Source organism: Shinella sp. GW835-FHT14H05 (assembly GCF_058793575.1).
Genome location: NZ_JBXAFY010000002.1, coordinates 736,207 through 759,583 on the forward strand (window position 1 = coordinate 736,207; position 23,377 = coordinate 759,583).

The window sequence follows — 23,377 nt, forward strand, 5'->3', positions numbered from 1 at the left end:
GTATGCGGTTGTGTTGGTTTTGCAGGGCTTCATCGGCCGGTCCCGTGCAGCCTGTCCCAGCTACCGTCGACGGAGACAGGCAACCGGTGCTTCATGATGCGTTGGCTCGGCGTGCGCTCGAAATCCTCGACCACGGCGAGGTAGCGTGGGTTCTGGAACGGCGCCAGCCGTTGCGCAAGCCAATCGGAGAAGGCGGAATAATCGATATCGGCGCCTTCCTTTGGCTTGATGAAGAGCTTGATCTCCTGTTCGCCGATCTCCGCCTTGACGCCGATCAGCGCGCAATCCTCGACCATCGGATGGCTGCCGGCGACATGTTCCACCTCGAAGGCCGAGACGTTCTCGCCCTTGACGCGCACGCTATCCGTCAGGCGTCCGAGGAAATAGAGGTTTCCGTCTGCGTCAAGCATGCCGAGGTCGCCGGTGTGGAAGCCATCCGGCCTCAGCGCCTTGGCGGTCGCCTCCTCATTGCGGAAATAGCCGGCGAAGACCGCGCCCGCCTGACGCGGATGGACGACGATCTCGCCGTGTACGCCCGCCGCCACGGGCGAACCTTTTTCATCGAGAATTTCCACCGAAAGCCACGGCACGGGCGTGCCGACCGAGCCGAGCACGCCGCTGGCATTGAAGGTGGTGATGCTGGAGGATTCCGTCATGCCGTAGCACTCGCGAAGCGGCATGCCGAAGCGTTCTTCGAAGGCGCGCCAGATATCGCGCGGGCAGCCGCCGCCCCAGGCGGCGCGCACCGTGTGATCCCGGTCGCGCTCGCTCTCCGGCTGCTTCAACAGGATTTGCAGGACGCCGCCGAGATAGTGGATCTGCGTCGCGCCGCAGTCGCGCACCTGCTCCCAGAAGCGGCTAGCACTAAAGCGTTGCACCATGGACAGCGTGACATCGCGCAATAGCGGGATGGGGATAAGCTGCGCACCGCCGATGTGATAAAGCGGCTCCCACACGAAGAAGACATCGCCATCACGCGCATCCGAGCAGAGCATGGCGCCTTCCGACGCATAGCGCAGCATGCGATGCGTGACGCAGACGCCCTTCGGGCGGCCGGTCGTGCCGGATGTGTAGTTGAGCGCGAAGAGATCGTCCGCCGATGGCAGCGACTCGGAGAAGACGTGGTCGCCACCGGCGAGTTTGTCCAGCGCCCCCGCATCCCCCGTCTCAGCGACAAGCTGGAAGGCGTTCGTGTCGGCACCGCACTCGAGAATGTTCGGGAAGAGATCGCGATTGGCGAAGACGACGCGCGGATCGCAATGTTCCAGGATGTATTTCAGCCCGTCGCCGCGCAACTGCACATTCACCGGCACCCAGACGGCACCGCATTTGGCGATGGCGAAAAGCACGGCGAGGCTGTCGGGGCTGTTGCGCAGCATGAGCGCCACGCGGTCGCCCTTCGCGACCCCCAGGCGGCGCAGTTCAACCGCCACGCTATCCGACTTGCGGTCCAGGTCCGCGAATGTGATCGGCTCGCCGTCGAAAGTCGCATAGATGGCATCGGGCGAAGCAGCGGCCCGGGCCGGCAGGCAAGAAATGAAACTTTGGTCTTCCACGCTACAGTCCTGAAAAATCATTGAATTTGAAAGGCGGGTCCAGCGTCCGGCTCAGCCGGATTTCGCCTTCCCCTTCGACGCGAGAAACTGCTCCATCATGCGGTTCGGCTCGCCGTCTTCATAGGCGATGCGCTGGTTGCGCACGCCCGCCGCAAGCGCATCACGGAAGCGGGCTTCGGTGACTTCGCGGAAGCGCTGCTTGTTGAGCTTCATGGCAAGCCGCGGTTTGGCGGCAAGCTCTTCGCCCAGCACCAGCGACGCTTCAAGCACCTGTTCGCGCGGGACGATGCGGTTGATGAGGCCGATTGCCACGCATTCGGCCGACTCCATCATGCGGCCGCTGAGCGTGAGATCCGTGGTGCGTGCCAGGCCGATCATTTCCATCATGATCCAGGGCCCGGTCGTGCTGGCAATGCCGGAATTGATCTCCGGCTGCCCCATCTTCACGCCGTCATGGCCGATGCGGAAATCACCGAGCAGCGTCACCTGGAAGGCCGAGCCCGCCGCAAGACCGTTCAGCGCCATGATCAGCGGCTTGGAAAGGCTGCGGATGCGATCGTAGAGCCGTTCCCATTCGCCGATCCACAGTTCTGCGCGGTCCGGATCGAAGGTCTTGGTCTCGTTCAGGTCCTGCCCTGCGCCGAAGGCGCGCTCGCCGGCCCCGGTCAGGATGATCGCGCCGACGGACGCGTCTTGCTCGGCCGCCTCCAGCGCGTCCATCAGCGCGGATCGCATCGGCGAATGCCAGGCGTTGAGCACCTCGGGGCGGTTAAGGGTGATCACGCGGCACGCGCCGCGCTGTTCCGTCAAGATGAAGTTTGTCATAATTTCCATCGTATCGTATTTTGATACTTTGTATCGTATTGCAATACATGAAACTGTCAATGGGATTTTTCACGGCACGCAAAATCGACCGGCGGTCGCCCGTCGGGTTGTGGAAAACGCAGCGAGTTGGAGAGCTAGAAGGTGGAGGACGCCTGCGAGATCGACCGCGTCGCGGCGACCACCAGAGGGGCGAAAATCTCTTCCGCCTTCTCCGGCGTATAACGCGCGTTGGAGACGCCGATATTGACGGCGGCGACCGGACGCCCGGTCTGGTCGAGCACGGCGGCAGCGACCGAGAGATCGCCGGGGAAGAACTCGCCCCAGGTCGTGGCGTAGCCGACGTTGCGCGCGGTCTCCAACCTTTCGACGAGTGCCTCGACCGTGTGGACGGTCTGCGGCGTGAACGCCTGCAACGGCGAGCGTTCAAGCAGCGACCTGGCTTCCGTGAGCGGCAGCCGGGAAAGGATCGCACGGCCGGGCGCCGTGCAGAAGGCGGGCATGCGGGTGCCGACGACGACATCGGTGTTCAGCATGTGCCGGCTCATGAAGCGGGCGGCAAAGACGATCTCCGCGCCATCCGGCAGCGTCAGGTTTACCGCCTCCTCCGTCTCGCGGCTGAGGTGGAGGAGATAAGGCATGGCCTGGTTGACGAGCGGATTGGCGGTGATGAAATGACGCGCCATTTCGAGGCTGCGCAGGCTGAGCTCGAAGCGCTTGGTCACCGGGTCCTTCTGGAGGTAACCAAGCTTGTTCAGCGTGTGGGTGAAGCGCTGCGCTGCACTCTTGTCGAGCCCAACATTGGCGCCGATCTGCGCGAGGCTGAGGCTGCGGTTCGTGCCGTCGAAGGCTTCAAGCACCCGGAACGCCTTCTCCACCGACCGCACCATCAGCGGATCGGCATCGTCGGGATTCTTCGTGTCATCAGAGGACAAGCTCGTCACCTTGGCAATCGCTTCGACGCCCGGGAGGCGGCATGGCAGAACCCGTCCCGTGTAACCCGGCCTCCCGGTATCGGCAAGTCCACCTTCCATTTCCACGCGCCGGCCGACGGCGCGTGCGGTCTGGGGCACTCGCTTTCAACCTCCGTTGGAGGAAGCAAACGGTCGAACCTGGTCGGGCTCACACCTCAGCGTGGCACGCAGGCTTGCCGCATCGTCGCTTGGCGTCAGGAGAAGAGCCCAATCGACTAGTTGTGAACCGATCAACCCAGAAATATGGATTTAGTTTTCCTTGACGATGATGCCTTCGTCATATTGCGGCAGATCGTCCGTGATATCGAACCACGGCGCTTTGGAGCCGACAAACACATGGGCGCTTGGCCGTATGGATGGAGCATCGACCAAGGTTCCCATCGCGACATGGGCAAACGCCCCGTCCCGAACGACGGCAAAAAGGAAAGAGCCGCACACCTTGCATCGTTCATCATGCCAGCTACCGGCGTCGAAGATTTGAATCTTGTCCGCTCCATTCGTGATGTGCAGCTTGTCGCGCTCTATGCCGGCAAGGGGTTTGAATGCCGCGCCTGTCGCGCGCCGGCAGAGTGAGCAATGACAATTTACAGCGAAGACGAACGCGTCCGCGACCTCATAGGTCACGGATCCGCACCGGCATGACCCCGCGAGCTTGCGGATTTTGGCAGGCTCCTCGACGGGCATAGCGGTCATCCTTGCCGCGTGCCAGCGGCAGGCCAAGTGGAAAGCGCCTGCTCGGCGACGGCTTCCAGCACGTCGCGGCTGAAGCCGGCCTTGGCCTGCACGGCCATGCCGTGGAGTACCGCCATCAGGAAGGCCGCGAGGGCTTCCGGTTTGGCCGTCTCCGGCAAGTCGCCCTCGGCCTTTGCCCGTTCGAAGCGTTCTCGAAACTGCACTTCACCGGCCGCGCGAACGTCGATCAGCGCCTGCCGCACGGATTCCGCGTCGTCCGATACGGCCAGGGCGCCGTTGATATTGAGGCAACCCGTATGGCTCGGATAGCGGGTGTTGAGGTCGGCGGCCCTGTAGAGCATGCGCTCAGCAACTTCACGCGATGTCTGGAGCTGAAGGGCATCCGGAATGTAGTCCAGATACCGCTCGTAGTAACGCTTCAGCGCTCGGCGAAAGAGCGCTTCCTTGTTTCCGAATGCGGAATAGAGGGCCGGCCTCTCCACGCCGGCAGCCTCCGTCAGGTCGGCATAGGACGCACCCTCGTAGCCCTTGCGCCAGAACACGCAGAGGGCGGCATCCAGCACTTTTTCGACGTCAAATTCGCGATGGCGTCCCATCAGTTCAATCCGGCCTTTTTCATAACGAGCATTAATAAACCACTTGACAGCAATCGTCAATATTTCATACCAGTCGTTATCGTAATGACTGTTACGTTAACAGCCCACGTCAGGAAGGAATATGTTTTGACGAAGATATTTGAAGGCAAGGTCGTGCTCATCACGGGCGGCTCGCGTGGGCTTGGCGCCGCCACCGCGGAGGCGTTTGCCCGTCAGGGGGCAGATGTTGCGATCACCTATGCGGCCTCTGCCGAAAAGGCCGAGGCTGTCGTGGAGGCACTCAAGGCGAAGGGTGTTCGCGCGATCGCGATCAAGAGCGACCAGGCTGACCTGTCCTCAGCCAGGCCGCTGATCGACAAGGTGATCGCCGAATTCGGCAAGCTCGACATCCTGGTCAACAATGCCGGCATCGCCACCCAGGGTCAGTTGGTAGACGATCCCAACCTCGACGAGGAAAAGTACAATCGACAGTGGCAGGTCAACGTTTTGGGCTCGATCGCCAACACTCGCGCAGCCGCGTCCAGGCTGACGGACGGCGGCCGGATCATCTTTATCGGCTCGCTCCTCGGCTCCTACGTGCCCTTCAAGGGTGTCGCCGACTATGCGGGAACGAAGGCAGCGCTCATCGGATATGCGAAGGGAATCGCGCGCGACCTCGGCCCCCGCAATATCACGGTGAATGTCCTGCAGCCGGGCGCCATGCCCACGGATATGAACAAGGACGTGGCCGGGGAGCTCCCTCCCCTCGACGCCTTCCTGGACCTGCATCCGATCCGTCGCTTCGCAACCCTTGAAGAGGTGGCAGAGGCCGTCTGCTTCCTCGCCGGCCCCCATGCGGGCTACATCACCGGCGAGACGATAAACATGGCCGGCGGCCTTGGAATCTGAGCGTCGAAGAGACGCACGAAGCAGATTCGAATTTTCACACGCCCAATCGAAGGACAGGAAATGACTGAGAAATTTGGTGCAAAATCGACCGCCGACGAGGTGCTTTCCGGCGTCGACCTCAAAGGAAAACGGTTCCTCGTGACAGGTGCATCGTCGGGCATCGGTTTGGAGACCGCCCGCTCGCTGGTATCCCATGGTGCCAGCGTCGTCGCCGCGGTCCGGGACCTCGCCAAGGCCGAGACGGTCACCGCTGCGGTTCGCGATGCCGCGTCGCAGGGCGGTGGCAGCCTGGAGCTGATCGCGCTCGATCTGGCATCCTTGCAAAGCGTTCGTGCCTGCGCGGACGCGCTGTTGGCGGACGGGCGGACGTTTGATGCCATCATCGCCAATGCCGGCGTCATGGCAACGCCGTTCGGCCATACGGTCGATGGCTTCGAAATCCAGTTCGGAACCAACCATCTTGGTCATTTCGCGCTGATCAATCGGATCGAGCCGCTGCTCGTCGATGACGGACGCCTGGTGGTGCTGTCGTCGCAGGCGCATCGCGTCGCCGATATCGACCTGGACGATCCGAACTTCGCGCAACAGGCCTATGATCCTTTTGTCGCTTACGGGCGCTCGAAGACGGCCAATGCCCTCTTCGCAGTGGAATTCGACAGACGGCATCGCGGTCGTGGCGTCCGCGCTGCCTCGGTGATGCCGGGCAACAGCCTGACGGATCTCCCCCGCAACTTCTCGCAGGAAGAGTTGGAGGGCCTTTTTGCGACCGTTGGCAAAGCCCGCGCCGACGCAGGCCTTGCACCGGCAGAGCTGAAGGAAATCACGCAGGCGGCCGCAACCTCGGTCTGGGCGGCAGTCGTTGCCGACAAGGAGGAGATCGGCGGACACTATCTCGAAGATTGCGCGATCACGCCGATCAATGACACGCCCAATCCGTTTGCCGACGGTGTCAGGTCGTATGCGCTCGATGCCGAAAGGGCCAAACAGCTTTGGGCGAAAAGCGGAGAGTTGATCGGCGCTGCCTGATCGAAAGGGGTGGGATGACCAGGGCTTCCTTCGTTATCCCACCCCCACATATGTCGCAGGATATCGAAATGGTCGATATGTTCGTGGCACATCAATACCAATCCGGGCGTCGGCTGGCCCGCGAACAACGCCCGACCACCGGCCGGATCGTTGTAGATCACTAGACCGGACACGGTCAGGAAGAAGCTTGCATCCCCGATCGGTACGACGACGATCTCGCCGTTGTCCGTCCCGTATCTGTCACCCGCTTCCTCGGCCCACGTCTAAACACGAACGCGCGGTTCCCATCCTCACCACCCAAAGGAACTTTCGACGCCTCATCCCATTTCCTGTTTGATCCGTCTCATCCATTTTCCTTTGCGAAGGCTACCGCCATGTCATCGACAACACTTCCCGACATTGCCCGGAAACTGAAGAAGATCGATTTTTGCATGATGTCGACGCATGGCGCATCCGGTGCGATTACCAACCGGCCGATGAGCAACAATGGCGATGTCGACTATGACGGCGACTCCTGGTTCTTCTCCTTTGAGGATACGAACAAGGTCACCGATATCGCTCGCGATCCGCAGGTTTCCCTTTCCTTCACGGAACCGCCAAGCCTGCTCGGCAAACCCGGCATGTTCATTTCCATCGAGGGCGAAGCCCGCATCATCCGCGACAAGGTCGAAGTCGAACGGCACTGGGTGCCCGACCTCGAAAGATGGTTTGCGCAGGGAGCGGAAACGCCAGGACTCGTGCTGATCAATGTCCGGGGCACGCGTGTCCAGTATTGGGACGGCGAGGAAAACGGCACGATCCCGTTGTAAATGAAAACCACGTAACTCGGATTCAAAGACGGCAGAAGTTTCGCGGCCTAGTCAACCTTTGCCAAAAACAGCCTGAATCGCTTCGATCGTCGAGGGGCCAAAGCGGCCGTCAACATCCCCGGAATAGACGCCTGCTTTGCTCAACCGTTGCTGAAGCTCCTTGCGGAAAGGGAGTGACCACTCTCGGCTGTTTTCTTTCATCTGTTGCAGCGAGTCGGTGTGCCCGAGACGCAAAGCGGTTTCCATCCAGCGGCCGGCCTCGGCCGGCTCGGATTGTTCCAGGAGGGCCGCAAGGTTGTGGGCACCATAAGAGTTGTTTTTTTCGGCCGCCTTCAGATACCAGCGGAGCGCTTCCTTCTCGTCTTTCTTCACTGCCCGGCCGTTCTGGTAAAAGGTGCCGAGATTGTTCATCGCCTGGGCATCCCCGCCATCCGCAGCTTTTCGATACCATTCCAAAGCCTGCTTATCGTCACGCTTGACCCCGTGTGCCGCGTCGAATGCCCAGCCAATATTCGTCATCGCCCCAGCATGTCCCGTGTCGGCCGCTCGACGGAACCAGCGCATGGCTTCCGCATAATTCCTTTTGGTGGCACGACCGTGCTCGTAGAACAGGCCGATATTGTTCATCGCCTGCGCATCCCCACCGGCGGCAGCTTTTTGATACCAGCGCATGGCTTCCGTATCATCGCGCTCCACGCCGCGACCCATTTCATACGCCCAGCCGACATTGGTCATGGCCGGCGCGTGACCAGCCGCAGCCGCCTTCTCATACCAGGCAAGGGACTGTTTAAAGTCCTGCGCCGTTCCCAGACCGAGATCGAACAAATCGCCGATGTTCTGCATGGCGACGGGGATGCCCGCATCCGCCGACTTTCGATACCACTCCTGCGCCAAGGCAAAATCTTCCGGCACACCTTTGCCGTTGCGGTAGAACAGGCCGACATTGTTCATCGCCAGCCCGTTTCCAAGATCTGCCGATTTGCGGAACCAGCGCATGGCTTCAACATAGTCCTGCGCCGTGCCTTCGCCGTTCTCATAGAGGATCGCCAGGTTGCGCATGGCCTGGTGATTGCCGAGATCGGCAGCCTTGCGATACTCCGCCAGGGCCTCGGCAAACCGGCCGGCTTGATCGAGGGAGCGACCAAGCTGATAAGAGAACCGCTTCTCCTGCGGATTTTCACGCATCGCGTCCTGGCACGCTGGTATCGCGCGGGCAGAATCGATCTTGTAGAAATCGACACCCTTGGTCGAGGCCAGCTTGAACGGGTCGTTTTCGGCCGCGGCCAAGCGGTCGCACTCCGTTTCTCCGGTCGCCTCCCGCACAGTGACGACAGGCGCAAGATCGGCCATGCGCTGCCGCGCGATATTGGCGAAGGCGCAGGTGGGGAAGAGGCGGACGTGATCCTCAAACATCGCCTTGTTTTTACCTTCGCGGATTTCCGCCCAATGCGCAGCCGCATCCCGGCAGGGATCGTTGTTACCGACCGCTCCGGAAGCGTCCGGCGCAAAACCCTCGCCGAGCATGACGGTCTCGAACAGCGAGCCCGTCTTGAAGGGGCGCTGCTTGCCGCCCGTTGCATCGAACACATCCTTGGCAACTGCACGCAAGGCCGCCTCGATCTCCAGCCCGGGCGTGACGAGGTGGCGGGCCAGCGCCGTTGCGTAGGGGCTCATCGCGCCATCACCGTCCAGCGCCACTTCGCCCGGTCCCGTGGCGTAGCCGATCAGCATGTTGCTTTCCGCCGTATCGGCCCGCGCGAGGCCGCGGGTGGGGATGCCCCGGGTGGAAAGACGCTTCATGGAGGTCAGGAACGGGTTGTCGCGGCAAGCATCAAGCAGCACGAGCTTCAGCTTCGTTGCGCCGGCAAGCGCATGGAGAAGGTCATCAAGCAGGATGGTCTCGTATTTGACATCCCGGTCCGAGGCGAGTTTCGCATCGACGGGAATGAGGAAGTTGTCTCCATTCACTTCGATGCCGTGGCCGGAATAATAGATAAGGCCAATATCGGCACCCACAACCTTCTGCTCGAACGTCGCCAATGCCGCAGACATCGCCGCGCGGCCGGCATTCTGCAGAACCGTCACGTCGAAGCCCGCGCCCTCCAACGTGGCCTTCATCGCGATGATGTCGTTCGGTGGATTTTTCAGCACTGTGGCCGGCGCGGCATAAGTGGCGTTGCCGATCAACAGAGCGGCCTTGCGCTCTGCAAACGCCGGCTGACCGAGAAGAACGGCAAGAAGCAGGATGGCGAGACGAAGCAGCATGGTCCCCTCACGCGACTTTCATGGCGCGGCAAATATGCCGCAACCGAAACGGGAGGGGAAGTTTGCCGGATGGACTTTTTGGCTGCGATATTTGGGGCGTTGCTTGCGCTTGGCGGAATTCTCCTACATACCTCCGGTAGGTTACTTATGGTATATACAGTGTCGAATACACCGACAGAAACGCCCGCTTCCGCGAAGCGCATAAGGCTCAGCCGGGAGGATCGCCTTCACCAGCTTCTGGACGTGGCATGGCGGCTCGTGCGCGAGGAAGGCACCGACGCGCTGACGTTGCCGCGCATGGCTGCGGAGGCTGGCGTTACCAAGCCGGTGATCTATGACCATTTCGGCACGCGAAATGGCCTGCTGACCGCGCTCTATCAGGATTTCGACCTGCGCCAGACAGCGGTGATCGATGCTGCGATCGAGGCCAGTGCTCCGACCTTGGAGGCGATTGCGAGGGTCATCGCCTCGTCTTATGTCGAATGCGTCCTGTCCCAGGGACGGGAGATTCCCGGTGTACTGGCAGGACTCGCCGGGTCGCCTGAACTGGCGACCGTTAAGTGGGACTATCAATTGGCCTTCATCGAGAAGTGCCGAAAGATATTCGCGCCCTTCACAGGCTCCAAGGGCATTTCGCGTGCCGCTTTCTGGGCCATGCTCGGGGCGTCCGATGCCTTGTCCAATGCCGCCACGACAGGCGAGATCACGGCCGAACAGGCGCAGGCGGAGCTTTACGATACCATCATCGCGATGATCGCAAGAAGCCATCGCTGAAAGCAGCGGGTAGAACGCCCCTATATTGGGCGAGCTTGGTGGCCGTAAGACATTGTCAGCACACACCCTATCGGTGAATGTGACAAGAATTGTTCTTTTCCATGCAAGCAGAGAATTTATGTTTTCATCCGCATTCGACCTGAAAAACTTCAGGCTTCCTGCCGCACGCGCAAGGCGCAAACCTTCAGACATCGTTTATGCCAATTCCGATCCGCTGCCGCGCGGCGCGCTTCTGGCGCTGGCGGGCCAGCATGCGGTGATGGCCATCGCGCTGTCGACCTACGCGTTGGCCGCCGCCAAGCTCGGCGGATTGTCCGTGGCGGAGACCCAGACCTTTCTCACTTGCTCGATCCTCGGCATGGCGATCGCGACCTTCCTGCAGGCGTGGGGCGGTCGCATTGGCGCCGGAGCGCTGATCGTGCATATTCCCGGCCCGATCATGGTGCCCTTCGTCGCCGTCGTGCTGCGCGATTACGGTGTCGGCGGCATGCTGATGCTGGGCCTCGCCACGGGCCTGCCGGCCATGGGGCTCAGCCGGCTCATCCCGCATCTGCGCGCGCTGTTTCCGCCGACGGTGCTCGGCGTCGTCGTCTGCATGGGCGGCTTGTCGCTCATTCAGGGTGCCGCGCGGCAGTCTTTGGGCATCAGCGAAAGCTTCCAGGTCGATCCGCTCAGCGCCCTGATCGCCGGCGTCACGCTGACGACGGTCGTGGTGCTGTCGGTGTGGGGCAGCAGCAAGATGAAGCTTTTCGGCCTTGCGGCCGGCATCGTCGCCGGCGTTGTCGTTGCCGCCCTGTGCGGACGGCTGACCGGGCTTGAATTGTTTGCCACCGCGCCGGTGCTCGCATTGCCCGTGCTTCCGGCGCCCGTCTTCAACTTCGATTTTGCCTTGCTCGCCGTCATCGTGGTCGTCGGCCTTCTCGGCCAATTCGACACCTTCGCCAGCACCGTCATCGTCGACCGCATGGACGATGCCGATTGGCACCGGCCGGACATGAAAACGGCCGGTGGCGGCGTGATGGCGAACGGCATCGGAAACGTGCTGTCGGGATTGCTGGGCGCCATGCCGACCGGTGCCTCCTCCGCCAATATCGGCTTGAGCCACGCCACCCGCTCGACCTCGCGCTGGATCGGCATCGTCGCGGCCGCGGCCATCGCCATCGTCGGCTTGCTGCCGCAAGCCACGCTGGCGCTGACGATCATTCCCACCCCGGTGATCGGGGCGATCCAGGTCTACGCCGCCGCTTTCCTCATCGTCTCCGGCATCGAGCTCGCCACCTCGCGTGCGATCGACAGCCGAAGCATCTTCATGATCGGACTGTCGCTTTTCGTCGGCCTCACGGTCATGCTCATCCCAGAGCTCGCCCAAAGCGTTCCGGCTTCGGCGCGCCATTTTGTCGGCAGCGGCTTCGTCATGGCGGGCTTCGTGGCGATCGTGCTCAACCTGCTGTTTCGCATCGGCACGTCGATGGTGGCCCAGCGCCAACTGGGTGAGGAGGCCGACCTCATCACCCCGGTCACCGAATTCGTCGAGGAACAGGGCGGCATATGGGCAGCGCGTCGCGACGTGGTCAGCCGGGCAGCGCTGGCGGCCATCGAGGCTACGGAACTCATTGCGGCCGCCGGCCAGGAGCGGCGGGCAATGGCCGTTCGCGCCCGTTTCGACGAGTTGAACTTCGACGTGGAGATCCTGCACAGCGGCCCGCCGCTGGTGCTCGCCGGCGTCGAGGCGCCAGAGATCGAGAACTGGCTCGAAGCGGACGACGACGCCGTGGCGCGTGCGATGGCGAACGTATCCGCGGTTCTCGTCCAACGCCTCGCCGATCGCACGAATGTCGGCACCCGGAACGGCCAGGCTTTCGTTTTGCTGCATTTCGATCACTAGGGCTGCAGCTTTCAGGGCTGCATCGATTGCCTCTTCGCACTTTTTCGGTTTCTATAAGCCGCCTGATGAGCGGACCAAGGTGGCGCGCCTGCGAACGAGGTGCGCGTAATGCGGAGCAGAAAGCATGCTGGGACGCCCCGAAAGACATGCAGGTCTCCACTTTTTCATCGCGCTATTCCTGCTTCTGATTGCCGGCGCATCGAACTCCAGAGCGCAGGTGTCCGCCTCGCATGGCACATTCGACGGCGTCGCCCTCGTTATCGGAAACGCCACCTACCAATCGGCGAGCCGGCTCGCCAACCCGGCCAATGACGCCAAGGCGATGGCCGAAAAACTCGGCGGCCTCGGTTTTCGCCTGCACACGGCGATCGACCAGCCGAGGGACGCCTTGCAGGAGACGATCCGCCGTTTTGCCGACGATCTTTCCAGCGCCGACGTGATCTTCGTCTTCTATGCCGGCCATGGCCTTCAGCTCGATGGCCGCAATTTCATCGTGCCGGTCGATCTCGCGCGGGATGGGCGGCGGGACGACCTCATCGCGGTCGACACGATCCTCGCGGCCATCGAGGCGAAGGCAAAGCCGGATGCGGCCAAGATCATCGTGCTCGATGCCTGCCGCGACAACCCGTTCAGCGGCCTGGTGCACGGCGCCGGCGGATCGCGCGGCCTTGCCCGGATCGACCTGCCCAAGCCGGTGGCCGGGGCAGCGAGTGCCGGATATTTCCGCGTGGTGGCCTTCGCCACGGCGGCAGGCCAGGTTGCCTCCGATGGCCGGGGTGAGCATAGCCCCTACACCGACAGCCTGCTGCGCTTCATCGACCAGCCCGGGCTGGAAGTGTCGGAAATGTTCCGCCTTGCAGCTGGCGACGTGCTGGCCAGCACCAACGGCGTGCAGAAGCCCGAATATCTGGTGCAGACGAGCCGCACGCTGTTCTTCCGCCCGCCCAGCATCACGGAGTGCGACCGGCTTGCGGTCGATGCACGCAATTTCGTCGGCCTCAAGGGTATCACCTTCGAGGATATCGACGCCGTGAAGGCCGTGCCCGCCTGCCTCGATGCTGTTGCCGGCGAACCGCAAAGCGCCAGGCTCCAGCACAATCTCGCCCGCGCGCTGGAAAAGGCCGAGCGCCTGACCGAGGCGCTGGAGCATTATCAGGCCGCCGCCGACAAGGGCCATCCGGCCGCCATCAACGCGCTCGGCATCATGTATCTCGCCGGATGCGGCATGGCGAAGCCGGATGTGGCGCACGCGCTCCAGCTGATTTCGAGAGCCCGCGATCTCGGCGACCTCGAAGCCGGATCGACGCTCACCTCGCAGGACCTGATGCCCTACCTCTCCGACCACGGGAAAACCGCGCTGACCCAAGCGCTGACGCAGACGGGAATCAACGTCGCCAGCCCGGAACAACTGCCCGACGCGGTCGGGGCCTTCCAGCGGCAGGCGCGGCTCAAGTCAGGCGGGCTGACGCTCGAAACGATCCACGCGCTCAAGATCTATGACGCCGTGCCGGCGGGGTTCCGATGCCATTGACGGTCTGCGAAGGGAGAAGACGATGAAACGCCTTTTCATAGCTATGCTTCTCAGCGCGCTCGCGGAACCGGCAGCGGCCGGCGGGATCGTCGAGAATTTCGAGACGCCGGCGGAATGCAAGGATACCGGCAACCTGAAAATCGAAGCCTGCCTGGCGGCCATGGGCGGCGGGCTGGACGGCGAGGTGGAAAGCCGGCTTGCCGCCGTGCTCGCCGCCTCCTCGGAACCGGACGCAGTGCGCGCCGCGCAGGAAGCCTGGCTCGCCTATCGCAAGGCAACCTGCGATTACTTCGCCGGGCAAGAGGGCATCGTCGGGGTCATCCAGGGCCTGCAATGCCTGCGCTGGACATCCTGGCAGCGGATGAAGGAACTCGACGGGCTTCTCGGCATCGTGCCGCCGGAAGAAGGCGAGGCGCAGGCGGAGGGCGGGCTCGAACCGGATTTCGACACGCTCGCCGACTCGCAATATTCCCCCCGCGCCTTCGGCTTCGGCGATTACACCTGGTACATAAAGAAGCGTTACGGCGCGACGCTGGTCGAGAAGGCGCTGGCGGCGCGCGGCTTCGAAGCGGAGACCGCGAAGGCCATCGCCACGGATTGGGACGCCTGGCGATACCACCCGGAAAACGGACAGCCCCTCATCGAGAGCGCACCGATCAGCGCCAGCGACGCCAACCTGCAAGCGCTCGCCGCCAGCTTCCCCGAATGCATGCGCGACCTCGGCACGGCCGATTGCCGCATCAACTATTCCATAGAGCTCGGCTGCCGGCTGGATCCGCCCGTCGCCAAGGCCTGCCAGAGCGTCTTCGATATCAAGCGCACCATCGCCGCCGGCTATCAGCGCGATGGCCGCACGGCGTCGCTGTTCTCCAGTTTCCAGTCCCATTCGGTCTACGGCATGGCGGGCTGCATCGCGGAAGGCGGCAAGGGTGCGGGTCTTGCGGTCTTCGCGCCGGACAATGCGGAAACCGTCAGCAAGCTCACCTTTATCGCCCAGCCGGCGGGCGGCGATGCGCAGGTGAAGACGGTCGATATCGAGACGCTGCCCGAGCGCGAAACCGCACTTTGCAGCAAACTCGTCGGTTGGACGTTCGACGAAAACAACAATGCGATCGGCTCTGGAGACACCGAACTCTACGCCCTCTCCGTGGAAAGCGCGTTCTCGCAATATCGCGAGGATGCCGCTGTCTCCGATCCGGCACGCGACCCGGACTATGCCGATCACCTGCAACGCGTTGTCAAAGCCCTTGAGGAGGCCGGCCTATGAGCCGTCTTGCAACCGGCCTGTTCGTCGCCATGGTCTCGATGGCTGCCCCGGCGCTCGCCCAGGAGGTCTCCGACTGCGAGAAACACGCTCTGACGCTGGAGCGGTGCGCGGCCTGGCGATCCGCGGCTCAAGCAGAAGCGCTCGCCCTCACCCTTCGCCAGCTCGATGCCCATGTCGCGGACCTCGCCGCCACCGGCAAGATCGCGCAGGAGAAGGCCGAGACACAACGCGCTAGACTGGCGGCATCGCAGGCCGCCTGGGAAACGTTCAGCGCGCGCCAATGCGCGCTTGCCGGCGCTAACCCCGCCGGTCCCGAGGCCTGCCGCCACGCGATGGTCGAGGCGCGGCTCGACGAATTGCTGGATCCCGACGTTGCGGAAGCAGGCCTTGCGGACAAGAGCTGGTCCGAACGGCGGGTGCAACAAAGCGCGTTCCAGCGCGATGCATGGGTGATGCTGCGGCTCGGCGTGCCGCCGATGCGCACCGTTGCCGACCGGGTGGCGCTCGCCACCGGACCGCGCAAGGTGCAGGACTGGAGCTTCCGCAAGGATGTCAGCGATTTCCAGGCCAAGATCCGCCAGGTGAGCGGGTTCGGGCCGCTGACATCCGGCTTCGTCGCCGCCGAATGGGACATGCTGCGCTACGACCCCGAGACCGGCGCGCGGCTGCACCAATCGCCGGAAACGATCGAGGGCAGCCCCGCCGACAACAACTGGGACAAGAACGAGGCCGAAGCCTTCGCAGGGCGGCTGCCGGCGTGCCTCAAGAACCTCGCCGACCCGCAGTGCCGCGTGCAATATTCGACCGAACTCGGCTGCCGCTACGACGCGGACATGGCGGCATTCTGCCAGGCAAAGCTGGACGGCCTTCGCGGCGTTTTCCAATCCTTCTCTGCAACCAACCCGGAGCATCGCGACCGTTTCTACAAAGCGGTCGCCTGCCTGACACCCGCTCCCTTCGATGACGGCTTTTCGCAATCCTTCCTCACCGGCATGCACCAGCAAACATCAAACCTGTCAGGCGGCGAGAACAAGCTATGTTCGGAACTCGGCCTCACAGCGGATGGCGACGGCTGGTCGGCCCGCAATGTGCCGGTCTTCGGCACGGTGATGGACCTGGAGATCCGCTGAGTTCCATCACCTGCACCAGCGTTCGACGGCAAGGGCTATGGCTTTCGTGCAGTCGACCAGATCGCGCACGGAGACGCGTTCGTTCGGCTGATGCGACTGTGCCGGGTCGCCCGGCCCGAAATTGACCGTGGGCGTGTTGCCGAGCCCGCTCGGCAGGCCGATGTCGCTATGGGCGCCAAAACCTGACAGGGCCGGAGACAGGTTTGCGGCTTTCACCGCCTCCTGGAACGTCTGCACGAAGGGATTGTCAGCCGGGATTTCCGCGCAATCGGCATCGAGGATCCATTCCACTCGCGCCGGGTGAAGGCGAAGATAGGGATCGGCCTGGCAGACGTTGGAAACGTGTTCCTCGATCTCCCGCTTGACGTTTCCGCCAAGGGCGAACTCGTCCTTCTCGCTCGGCAGATATTGGGCGTCGATGATGATTTCCGCCCGACCGGCCATGGAAGACGGGTGTTCGCCGGCGCTCACCTGCGTCACGATAATCTGGTTCGGCTGGTCCATCAGCGGATGGTTCTTCTTCGGGTCGAACATCCAACGGCGGTTGAGGATGTCGATGCCATCGAGCATCTGCCGGCAGAGCTGAACGGCGTCGACCGGACCGCCCGAATACCAGGCATTCGGCGTCAGTTCCGCATGGCCGCCAATGCCGTCGATGATGATCTTGCCCCAAAGGATGCCGTGGCAAAGGGGGGCGATCTTGTTGGCGGTCGGTTCCGTCATGATGCCGGCATCGGCATGAAATCCGCGGTCGACCATGGCGAGCGAGCCCATGCCGCCGATCTCCTCGTCCACCACGGTGGTGAAGACGATATCGCCGGAGAGCGGCACATCGAGGCCCTTCAGGATTTCGACCGCCATCAGCATGCAGGCGACGCCGCCCTTCATGTCGATTGTGCCGCGGCCATGCACATAGCCGTCCTTCAGGACCGGTTCGAAGGGGTCGGTCGCCCAGTGTTGGGCGGCACCCGGCGGCACCACGTCGATGTGGCCCGTTAGCATGATCGAGCGCCCCCCGCCGGTGCCCTTGAGGACGCCGCCGAGATTGGGCCGACCTTCGAAGGTGCGGCCCTTGTTGGCGCCAGGGCGGCCCTGGTATTTGGCGTAGAGGGCGGGGCCGTCCGGGTCCCACAGGTCGGTGGTGAAGCCCAGCGCTTCCAGCCGGCCCTGGAGATAGAGCTGACAATCGCGCTCGCCGGGGCCAGCCTCCTTTGGGTTCGATTTGACGATCGACGGGAAGGCGACGAGAGCGCTCAGGGTTTCGACGATGCGGTCGGCCTGGGCCTCGACCCGCTCGGCGATGGTTTCTTCAAGGGACGCCATGAACTATCTCCAGTGTTGCGAAAGGCGATCGGCAAGGAGCACGAAAATCAGCAGGGTGCCGACGATACCCACCTGCCAGACCGTATTGACGTTGAGCTGCAGGAGCCCGGTCCTGAGCGTGACCAGAAGGATGACGGCTGCAAGCACGCCGCCGACCCCGCCCCGCCCGCCGGTGATCGCGATGCCGCCGAGCATGGCCGCCGTCAGCGATTCCAGTTCCAGGCTTTGGCCGATATTCGCCCTGGCGCTGCCGAGCCAGGCGACGGAGACGAGGGCAGCAGCCCCGCCCAGCGCGCCGCTTGCGGCATAGAGAATGAGACGCGCGCGATCGACCGGGATGCCGACCAGCCGCGCCGAACGCTCATTGAAGCCCATGGCGTAGATCCAGCGTCCCCAGGCGGTCCAGACGAGGACGATGCCCGTTATGGCAAAGGCCGGGATGGCGATGGTCAGGAATGTCAGGGGAACGCCGGCCAGCGTGCCGCGGCCCCAGCCGAGCAGCCAGGCCGGCACGCCGGACTGCGCCGCCCCGCCCGTCAGCGCCAGCGCCAGCCCGGAATAGATGAAGAAGGTGCCGAGCGTCGCGATCAGCGGCAGGAGGGTGAGCTTCGTGACCAGGATGCCGTTCAAGGCGCCCAGAAACGTGCCGATGAAAATGCAGGCGGCCGGCAGCAGCACCGGCGGAAGGCCGAGCTTGACGAACAGCATGGCGACGATGGCAGAGAGCGAGACGATGCCGCCCACCGAAAGGTCAATACCGGCGCCGCCCGCCATAATCACCAGCGCCTGCCCGAGCGAGACGAGCGCCAAGATGGTGGAGAACTGGATGATCGACGTCATCGTGCCAAGGCTGAAAACCGTAGGCTTCAGCGCGAGCAGCGTGACGAGCACGACGACCCAGAGAAGTGCGAGCAGGCTCAGCGTGAGGGCCGGACCTTGAAGCGTGCGAAGGCGGGTCATTTGCGCACCCATCCGGTTTGCGGGAAGGACAGGCGGCCGGCGGCGACTTCGAGCACGAGCACGCCGATCAGCAGCCCACCGGTGAGGACCGGTTGCCAGAGCGATGGCACGCCGACGAGGAGCAGGCCGTTTTGCAGAATGCGCAGCAGGAGCACGCCGAGCACGGTGCCGAGCAGACTGCATCTGCCACCCAGGATGCTCGTGCCGCCCAGCACCACCGCGGCAATCGCATCGAGCGCCAGCGTCGTGCCGATCGTCATTTCCACGTTGCGATAGTTGGCGACGTAGAAGGTGGCAGCGAGCCCCGTTAGCGCGCCGCTGACGATGAAGGTGGCAAAGCGCACGCGCACGACCGGGATGCCGGAGAGGCGTGCCTTCTCCTCCGAATTGCCGATCGCCAGCAGGTGGAGGCCATAGGGCGTGCGCCGGAGCGCCAGCCAGACCGCCAGATAGGCGAGCGCGATCAGGAAGGCTGCGACCGGAATGCCCAGGAAGGTGGCTGCCAACACATCGGTGAGACCGGTCGGCAGGCCTGACAGCCATTGCCCGCCGAGCAGCACGAAGATCGCGGTGCGATAGACCCCCAGCAAGCCGAGCGTGCCGACAATGGCCGGCACGCGCCCGAGCACCACGACGGCCGCAGTCACGAGGCCGAGGCCAGCGCCGATGACCGGTCCCGCCAGCGCCGTGACACCGACCGGCAGGTCCGCACCGAGCGCACGCCCGACGCCGATTGCCGCCAGTCCCATGACGATGCCGACGGAAACGTCGATACCGCCCATGGCGAGAAGAAGGGTCATGCCGAGCCCCACCAGCAACAGTTCCACGCTGTTGCGCAGCAGGGTCGCGGCATTGCCCGACGTCGCGAAATAGGGCGATGCGACGGAGAAGACGATGATCGCCACGATACAGGCGGCCAACAGCGACCACTCCCGCCCGTTCCTTGTCAAAACACCGTTCATCACCGGTCGCACCTCCGTTTTATGCAGCTTCAGAAGTCGAACTTGTCGACGTTTTCCTTCGTGAAGATGGCCGGCGGTCCAAGCAGCAGGATGCCCGTTGCGGCATCGTAGGTGACCGGCTGGGCAAAACCCGGAACCGTGTTCTCCGCCTCGAAGGCCTTGCCGTCGATGAGCTGTTTTCCAGCCCAGACGGTGAGGTAGCCGAGCTCAGCCGGATCCCACAGGACGGTGAAGCCGAACGCGCCGCTCTTGAGATAGGACCGAGCGGTGTTCGGGCTGCAATAGCCGGCACCGATGACACTGCCGATCTTGCCGGCGGTCTCGATCGCCTGAGCCACGCCCGGGCACGTGGTCGAGGCGACCGCGATGATCGCCTTGATATCGGGATTGGCTGCCATCAGGTCGCCGGAGATCTGCGCTGCACGTTGCGCCGTGCCGCCGGCATATTGCGGTTCGAGCAGTTGCAGCTTGGGATATTTCGCGGCTGCCTGCTTCTGCATGAAGCCGATCCAGGCATTCAGGTTGGAGGCCGTCGCCTCGCCGGAGACGATGCCGATCTTCGCATCCTCGCCGACGCGCTTGACCAGCTCGTCGATGATCGCGCTGCCAAGGCCCTCGTCGGTCGCCTGCGCGACATAGACGGCGCGGCCGCTATCGGGCGCATCGCTGTCGCTGGTGAAGAGCTTGACGCCCTTGGCAGCCGCCGCCTCCACGACGGGGGCGATGCTGGAGGCATCCAGCACGCTCACCGAAATGGCGCCAACGCCCTGGTCGATGAGATTCTGGACGATCTGCAACTGGTCGACCGGGTTGGTATCGACCGGGCCGCTATAGATGAATTCGACGCCGAGTTCCTCGGCCGCTTTCTTTCCACCGGCCTCCATGGCGTTGAAGTAGGGAATGCCGATCAGCTGCGGGACGAAGGCGACTTTCGGCTTGTCCTGGGCAAAGGCGGTAGTTGCGACGGCGAGTGATAGTGCGGACACCGTCAACATGGTCTTGATCTGTTTCAGCATGGCGATTTTGAACCTCTCTGGACGTATTGGACGTGCTTTTTAGTTTGTTCTTCCAGCGCCCGCACGTCGGGATGGGCGCCCGTTATCAGGGAAACGATCTCTTCGGGATTGGTGTCGGCGCGCAGCCTTTCGGCGACTTTGCGGCCGCGGCGGAAGACCACCATGCGGTCGGCGACCTCGAAGACATCGGAAATGTTGTGGCTGATCAGCACGACCGCGCAGCCGCGCTCGGCAAGCCGCCGCGTTAGCGACAGGACCTTGCGGGTCTCGGCCACCGCGAGTGCCGCCGTCGGCTCGTCCATGATGACCAGCTTGGCGTTCAGGTTCAGCGCCCGGCAGATCGCGACCGCTTGCCGCTGGCCGCCCGACAGGCTGCCGACCGGCGCTTCCGGATCGGAGATATGGGCGTCCAGTTCGGTCAGCAACGCATCCACCCGCTTGCGCATCTCCCCGCGCTTCAGGAAGGGGATGCCGAGCACCGAGCGTTTCAGCTCGCGGCCGAGAAAGACGTTTTCGGCAATCGACAGGTTTTCCGAGAGCGCCAGCTCCTGGAAGATCGTGGCGATGCCCGAGGAAGCCGCATCCTTCGGCGAGGCGAAGGAGACCGGCGCGCCCTCCACGAGCAGCTCGCCGCTGCTTTGCGCATGCGCACCGGCGAGGATCTTGATGAAGGTCGATTTGCCCGCGCCGTTGTCGCCGAGCAGTGCCAGCACCTCGCCGGCATTGATGTCGAGATCGACGCCGGACAGCGCCGTCAGGGCGCCGAAGCGCTTGGCGATGCCTCTTGCTGCGAGAAAGGGAGCGGTCATGTCGGTGGCCCTCTCGGTTACGATGCCTGCCGGGCGGCCCAGCCCAGCATGTTCTTCCAGAGCTTCGCGTAACCCGGCCATTCGACGAAGGTGTTGGGAAGCCAGTGCGGACCGATGTCCGACGTCCAGGCGACGGTGCGGCCCTTGCCGTAGGTTCCGGTCACCAGCAGCGGGTGCCCGCCCTGATCGTCGGGAAGGGAGGCCAGGACCTCGACATCGTCACGCTCCCGCGCGACAACCTCATTGGCGCCCAGCAGCACCGGCCATTCGCCGTCGATGCCGGCAAAGATCGCGTGGTCGGCGTTGATGACGGGGCGGAAACCTTCGGGGATTTCGAGGCGGTCGTCATAGGGCAGGCAGGTGACGGGGAGTGCGTCCTCGACCGCCGTACGATGCCAGCGCGCCTTGCCGTCGATGCCCTGGAAGCTGAAATAGCCGCCGATCATGATCAGCCCGCCGCCGGCTGCTGCCCAGTCGCGCAGGAGCTTCAGCCGGTTGGGAATGGTCTTGCCATGCAGCCAGACATCGGGATGCAGCAGCAGGGAATTCGCGCCGATATCCGACAGGATGATGACGTCATATTCCGAGAGGCCTTCGAGCGTGAACGGCAGCTTTTCAACGGCCTCGTGGGCGGTCATGTAGTGAAGGTCGAAATCGCTGTCCTTCAGCGCCGCGACCAGCGGTTCGGCACCGAGATGAAAGGTCACGCTGCCGAACTGGTCGAAACCCTTGTAGTGGGTCGCCGAGCTCACCCAGCTCTCCCCCACCAACAGCACCTTGGTCTTCGTCATATCCATTCTCCTGTTCTCGACAGAGCGCCGGTGTGTTTCACCGGGCCATCTTTTCCCGTTCGGGCGCGCGGGCTGCTTCCAGCTGCGAGAAGCTCGCGATGTATCCTTGGGCGCCCTCCACCGTCGTGGTGAGACTGCCGCCGATGGCGGCGTAGCGCGCGGCGTCTTCCAGCGACGCGCCATGCAGCCAGAGGCTGAGGAAGATGCCGGCAAAGCTGTCGCCCGCGCCGGTGGCGTCGACCCGGTCGACCGGCAAGGCCGGAACCTCGATCTGCGGCGCCCCGGTCTTGCGGAAGACGACCGCGCCGAACTCGCCGAGCGTCAGCACCACGTCGCCGCGCTTCCTGATCTGCGAGAGCATGGCGTGCGTCTGCTCGATCATCGTCGCCATCGGCGTGCGGAAACCGAAAATCTCGCGCAACGTCACGTCGTTGATGAAGGTCAGGTCGATGCACTGGATCATCGCGGTAAAGGCATCCGGCGTGCGGACGCTCGCCGGCAGGCCCGCCGAATGCAGGCTGACCTTCCACCCCGCCTCGTGAAAGCGGGCGATGGAGCCGGTCATGCTTTCGTAGTGGAAACCCTCGATATGCAGGCAGGCGGGTCGTGTCTCCCGCTGGATGTCCATGTTGGCCGTCAGGTCGACCTCGCTCAGCTCGAACGGTTCGCTGATGATCGTGCGGCTGCCGTTGCGCTCGATGATGACCACGGCCTGCGAAAGGCGGCTGTTGAAGGTCCGCCGCAGCGGTAGCGCATGCACGCCGAGCTTCGAAAGGGACGCCAGCGCCCAGTCGCTTTCGGGATCGTCGCCGACGGCCGTCGCAAGCTCCACGTCGAGCGCATAGGGCTCGCCGACGGCCGCGGCCGCCACCGCAAGGTTCGCCGCCGGACCGCCGAGCGCCTTCTCGATATGCTGGGCCGTGATGCGGTCATCTCGGTGCGGCAGCACGTCGACACGGCACAGGAAATCGACGCTGACACGGCCGACGACCAGCAGGCGGGGCAATGTTGTAAGGCCGGGCTTGCGCAGGGTCTGGCCAGGAAGCGACCGGGCGATCGCGCTCGGCCGGTACATCAGGTCGGAAATCGCCTTCTCGATCCGCTCGCGCGTCGCCTGCTTGATCGTCGCCGTATCGTTGATGAAATTCGACACCGTGCCGATGGAAACACCGGCGGCGTGGGCGACATCTGCAATGGTTGGACGCTTGCGTTGCATGACGGTCGATCCAATTGAAGCGCTTCAACGCTAGAGCTGGAGCAGACCGAGGACAACAGAATTATATTCTAAATCCTTCGGAAA

21 protein-coding genes are annotated in these 23,377 nt (G+C 63.5%); 8 read left to right on the plus strand and 13 right to left on the minus strand.

All coding sequences use genetic code 11. The features are described from left to right. Nucleotides 1-29: 29 nt before the first annotated feature. The 5 genes from AC1Q6Z_RS10825 to AC1Q6Z_RS10845 all read right to left on the minus strand — a co-directional run bounded on the left by AC1Q6Z_RS10825 (nt 30) and on the right by AC1Q6Z_RS10845 (nt 4,641). Nucleotides 30-1,556 (minus strand): AMP-binding protein, encoded by a 1,527-nt coding sequence (locus AC1Q6Z_RS10825; protein ID WP_492647771.1) that lies wholly within the window; start codon nt 1,554-1,556, stop codon nt 30-32. 51 nt (nt 1,557-1,607) lie between these two features. Continuing rightward, on the minus strand, nt 1,608-2,381 hold the full coding sequence (locus tag AC1Q6Z_RS10830; RefSeq protein WP_492647772.1) for an enoyl-CoA hydratase/isomerase family protein: 774 nt from the start codon (nt 2,379-2,381) through the stop codon (nt 1,608-1,610). Nucleotides 2,382-2,515: 134 nt separating this feature from the next. Then, nucleotides 2,516-3,451, minus strand: coding sequence for an IclR family transcriptional regulator (locus AC1Q6Z_RS10835; RefSeq protein WP_492647773.1), 936 nt, complete (start codon nt 3,449-3,451; stop codon nt 2,516-2,518). Between the two features lie 150 nt (nt 3,452-3,601). After that, nucleotides 3,602-4,036 (minus strand): GFA family protein, encoded by a 435-nt coding sequence (locus AC1Q6Z_RS10840; RefSeq protein ID WP_492647774.1) that lies wholly within the window; start codon nt 4,034-4,036, stop codon nt 3,602-3,604. A 5-nt stretch (nt 4,037-4,041) separates the two neighbouring features. Further along, entirely contained in the window at nt 4,042-4,641 is a 600-nt protein-coding gene (locus tag AC1Q6Z_RS10845) for a TetR/AcrR family transcriptional regulator (protein ID WP_492647775.1), read from the minus strand. 84 nt (nt 4,642-4,725) lie between these two features. On the opposite strand from AC1Q6Z_RS10845, the gene AC1Q6Z_RS10850 reads away from it, so the two are divergent. The 3 genes from AC1Q6Z_RS10850 to AC1Q6Z_RS10860 all read left to right on the plus strand — a co-directional run bounded on the left by AC1Q6Z_RS10850 (nt 4,726) and on the right by AC1Q6Z_RS10860 (nt 7,364). Next, nucleotides 4,726-5,529, plus strand: a complete 804-nt coding sequence (locus AC1Q6Z_RS10850) for an SDR family NAD(P)-dependent oxidoreductase (protein WP_492647857.1) — start codon at nt 4,726-4,728, stop codon at nt 5,527-5,529. Nucleotides 5,530-5,589: 60 nt separating this feature from the next. Further along, complete coding sequence (locus tag AC1Q6Z_RS10855; RefSeq protein ID WP_492647776.1) at nt 5,590-6,555, plus strand: SDR family NAD(P)-dependent oxidoreductase; 966 nt, start codon at nt 5,590-5,592, stop codon at nt 6,553-6,555. 374 nt (nt 6,556-6,929) lie between these two features. Further along, nucleotides 6,930-7,364 (plus strand): pyridoxamine 5'-phosphate oxidase family protein, encoded by a 435-nt coding sequence (locus tag AC1Q6Z_RS10860; protein ID WP_492647777.1) that lies wholly within the window; start codon nt 6,930-6,932, stop codon nt 7,362-7,364. A gap of 51 nt (nt 7,365-7,415) precedes the next feature. Here AC1Q6Z_RS10860 and AC1Q6Z_RS10865 read toward each other — a convergent pair whose 3' ends face one another. Then, a complete protein-coding gene (locus AC1Q6Z_RS10865) occupies nt 7,416-9,629 on the minus strand; it encodes a caspase family protein (protein WP_492647778.1) in 2,214 nt (737 codons plus the stop codon). Between the two features lie 147 nt (nt 9,630-9,776). On the opposite strand from AC1Q6Z_RS10865, the gene AC1Q6Z_RS10870 reads away from it, so the two are divergent. The 5 genes from AC1Q6Z_RS10870 to AC1Q6Z_RS10890 all read left to right on the plus strand — a co-directional run bounded on the left by AC1Q6Z_RS10870 (nt 9,777) and on the right by AC1Q6Z_RS10890 (nt 16,216). After that, on the plus strand, nt 9,777-10,403 hold the full coding sequence (locus AC1Q6Z_RS10870; RefSeq protein WP_492647858.1) for a TetR/AcrR family transcriptional regulator: 627 nt from the start codon (nt 9,777-9,779) through the stop codon (nt 10,401-10,403). A 118-nt stretch (nt 10,404-10,521) separates the two neighbouring features. Continuing rightward, complete coding sequence (locus tag AC1Q6Z_RS10875) at nt 10,522-12,288, plus strand: uracil-xanthine permease family protein (RefSeq protein ID WP_492647779.1); 1,767 nt, start codon at nt 10,522-10,524, stop codon at nt 12,286-12,288. Nucleotides 12,289-12,412: 124 nt separating this feature from the next. Then, nucleotides 12,413-13,819: a caspase family protein gene (locus tag AC1Q6Z_RS10880; protein ID WP_492647780.1), complete on the plus strand. Its 1,407-nt coding sequence runs from the start codon at nt 12,413-12,415 to the stop codon at nt 13,817-13,819. Nucleotides 13,820-13,841: 22 nt separating this feature from the next. Beyond that, on the plus strand, nt 13,842-15,086 hold the full coding sequence (locus tag AC1Q6Z_RS10885) for a lysozyme inhibitor LprI family protein (protein ID WP_492647781.1): 1,245 nt from the start codon (nt 13,842-13,844) through the stop codon (nt 15,084-15,086). Beyond that, the gene (locus AC1Q6Z_RS10890) at nt 15,083-16,216 is read left to right on the plus strand and encodes a lysozyme inhibitor LprI family protein (RefSeq protein WP_492647782.1); all 1,134 of its coding nucleotides are present in this window, start codon (nt 15,083-15,085) and stop codon (nt 16,214-16,216) included. The genes AC1Q6Z_RS10885 and AC1Q6Z_RS10890 overlap by 4 nt, the downstream gene beginning before the upstream one ends. 6 nt (nt 16,217-16,222) lie before the next feature. Here the strand turns inward: AC1Q6Z_RS10890 and AC1Q6Z_RS10895 are convergent, their stop codons facing one another. The 7 genes from AC1Q6Z_RS10895 to AC1Q6Z_RS10925 are packed head-to-tail and all read right to left on the minus strand — an operon-like array spanning nt 16,223 to nt 23,293. Beyond that, nucleotides 16,223-17,539 carry a M20 family metallopeptidase gene (locus AC1Q6Z_RS10895; protein ID WP_492647783.1) on the minus strand — a complete coding sequence of 439 codons (1,317 nt, stop codon included), beginning with the start codon at nt 17,537-17,539 and terminating at the stop codon, nt 16,223-16,225. A gap of 3 nt (nt 17,540-17,542) precedes the next feature. Continuing rightward, the gene (locus tag AC1Q6Z_RS10900; RefSeq protein ID WP_492647784.1) at nt 17,543-18,499 is read right to left on the minus strand and encodes an ABC transporter permease; all 957 of its coding nucleotides are present in this window, start codon (nt 18,497-18,499) and stop codon (nt 17,543-17,545) included. Further along, a complete protein-coding gene (locus AC1Q6Z_RS10905; RefSeq protein ID WP_492647785.1) occupies nt 18,496-19,461 on the minus strand; it encodes an ABC transporter permease in 966 nt (321 codons plus the stop codon). The genes AC1Q6Z_RS10900 and AC1Q6Z_RS10905 overlap by 4 nt, the downstream gene beginning before the upstream one ends. Nucleotides 19,462-19,490: 29 nt before the next feature. Continuing rightward, nucleotides 19,491-20,477, minus strand: coding sequence for an autoinducer 2 ABC transporter substrate-binding protein (locus AC1Q6Z_RS10910; protein WP_492647786.1), 987 nt, complete (start codon nt 20,475-20,477; stop codon nt 19,491-19,493). Continuing rightward, nucleotides 20,471-21,286, minus strand: coding sequence for an ATP-binding cassette domain-containing protein (locus tag AC1Q6Z_RS10915; protein ID WP_492647787.1), 816 nt, complete (start codon nt 21,284-21,286; stop codon nt 20,471-20,473). The genes AC1Q6Z_RS10910 and AC1Q6Z_RS10915 overlap by 7 nt, the downstream gene beginning before the upstream one ends. 17 nt (nt 21,287-21,303) lie before the next feature. Next, nucleotides 21,304-22,077 carry a glutamine amidotransferase gene (locus AC1Q6Z_RS10920; RefSeq protein WP_492647788.1) on the minus strand — a complete coding sequence of 258 codons (774 nt, stop codon included), beginning with the start codon at nt 22,075-22,077 and terminating at the stop codon, nt 21,304-21,306. Nucleotides 22,078-22,114: 37 nt separating this feature from the next. Next, nucleotides 22,115-23,293 carry a carbohydrate kinase family protein gene (locus AC1Q6Z_RS10925; RefSeq protein ID WP_492647789.1) on the minus strand — a complete coding sequence of 393 codons (1,179 nt, stop codon included), beginning with the start codon at nt 23,291-23,293 and terminating at the stop codon, nt 22,115-22,117. Between the last annotated feature and the right edge of the window lie 84 nt (nt 23,294-23,377).